We start from the raw sequence: 1,711 nt of genomic DNA, 5'->3' as shown, positions 1-1,711 counted from the left end.
GAGGCCGATCGGGTGCGGTCGGTGGTGGAGTTGGTGCGGGCGCAGGTGGCGGTGGTGCTGGGGCATGCTTCGCCGGAGTTGGTGGAGGTGCGGCGGGAGTTCCGTGAGCTGGGCTTCGACAGTCTTACCGCGGTGGAGTTGCGTAACCGGCTGAACGCGGCGACGGGGTTGCGGTTGCCGGCGACGTTGGTGTTCGACTATCCGACTCCGGTTGGTCTGGCGGATTTCCTGCTGGGTGAGTTGCTGGGTGAGCGGGCCGATGCGGGTGTGCTGTCGCCGGTGGTGCGTTCGGTGGCCGATGATCCGGTCGTGATCGTGGGGATGGCGTGCCGTTATCCGGGTGGGGTGGCCTCTCCGGAGGATCTGTGGCGTCTGGTGATCGAGGAGACCGACGCGATCACCGGGTTCCCGACATCGCGCGGCTGGGATCTCGGAGCGTTGTACAACCCGGATCGGGAGAGCCGTGGAACCAGTTACGTGCGTGAGGGCGGGTTCCTGCACGACGCGGGGGAGTTCGACCCCGGGTTCTTCGGCATCTCGCCCCGCGAGGCGCTGGCGATGGACCCGCAGCAGCGACTGTTGCTTGAGGCGTCCTGGGAGGCGGTCGAGCGGGCCGGGATCGATCCGGTCTCGCTGCGCGGTAGCCGTACCGGCGTGTTCGCCGGGGTCATGTACCACGATTACGCGACCGGTGTGGAGTTTCCACCGGAGGTGATGAGCTTCTCCGGTACCGGTAGCGCCGGTAGTGTCGCGACCGGCCGGCTGTCCTACACCCTCGGCCTGGAAGGGCCGGCGGTGACCGTGGACACCGCGTGCTCCTCCTCGCTGGTGGCACTGCACTTGGCCGCACAGGCCCTGCGCGGTGATGAGTGCTCGCTGGCGCTGGCCGGTGGTGTGACCGTGATGGCCACGCCGAACTCGTTCATCGACTTCAGCGCCCAGGGTGGGCTGGCCGCCGATGGACGGTGCAAGGCGTTCGCCGACAGCGCCGACGGTGCGGGGTGGGCCGAGGGTGTGGGCATGCTGGTGCTGGAGCGGCTGTCGGACGCGCGCCGCAACGGCCACCAGGTGCTGGCGGTGCTGCGCGGCTCGGCGATCAACCAGGACGGCGCGTCCAACGGGTTGACCGCGCCGAACGGTCCGTCGCAGCAGCGGGTGATCCGCCAGGCGCTGGCCGGCGCGGGGTTGTCGCCGTCAGAGGTGGACGCGGTGGAGGCGCACGGCACCGGGACGACGCTGGGTGACCCGATCGAGGCCCAGGCCCTGCTGGCGACCTACGGCCAGGACCGGGACGCCGACCGGCCGCTGCTGCTTGGCTCGATCAAGTCGAACCTCGGTCACACCCAGGCCGCCGCCGGTGTGGCAGGTGTGATCAAGATGGTGCTCGCGATGCGGCACGGGGTGCTGCCCAGGACGTTGCATGTGGACGCACCCTCGTCACATGTGGACTGGGCCTCTGGGGCGGTGGAGTTGCTGACCGAGCCGACGGTGTGGCCGGAGACCGACCGTCCGCGCCGGGCGGGTGTGTCGTCGTTCGGGATCAGCGGCACCAACGCGCACGTGATCGTCGAACAGGGACCGGAGCTCCCGGAGCCTGAGGCCAGGGTTCGCACAGGGGACCGGATGCCGGATGCCGCCGTGGAGCCGCCGGTGGTTTCGGTGGTGGTGTCGGGTCGTACGGCGGAGGCGTTGCGGGCGCAGGCCGGGCGGC

Annotated in this window: 1 protein-coding gene; it reads left to right on the top strand. The window is 70.1% G+C overall.

Features of this window, described 5'->3' with window-relative positions; translation table 11 throughout:
* Nucleotides 1–21: 21 nt before the first annotated feature.
* Nucleotides 22–1,711: type I polyketide synthase (locus tag ABT130_RS47525; protein ID WP_350966492.1), on the top strand; the 1,690-nt coding region annotated here is incomplete at its 3' end.

The organism is Streptosporangium sp. NPDC001681, from assembly GCF_040298085.1.
In the GTDB taxonomy this organism is placed as follows: Bacteria; Actinomycetota; Actinomycetes; order Streptosporangiales; family Streptosporangiaceae; genus Streptosporangium.
The sequence above is the reverse complement of the archived record's forward strand: the minus strand, read 5'-3'. Positions and strand labels throughout refer to the sequence as shown.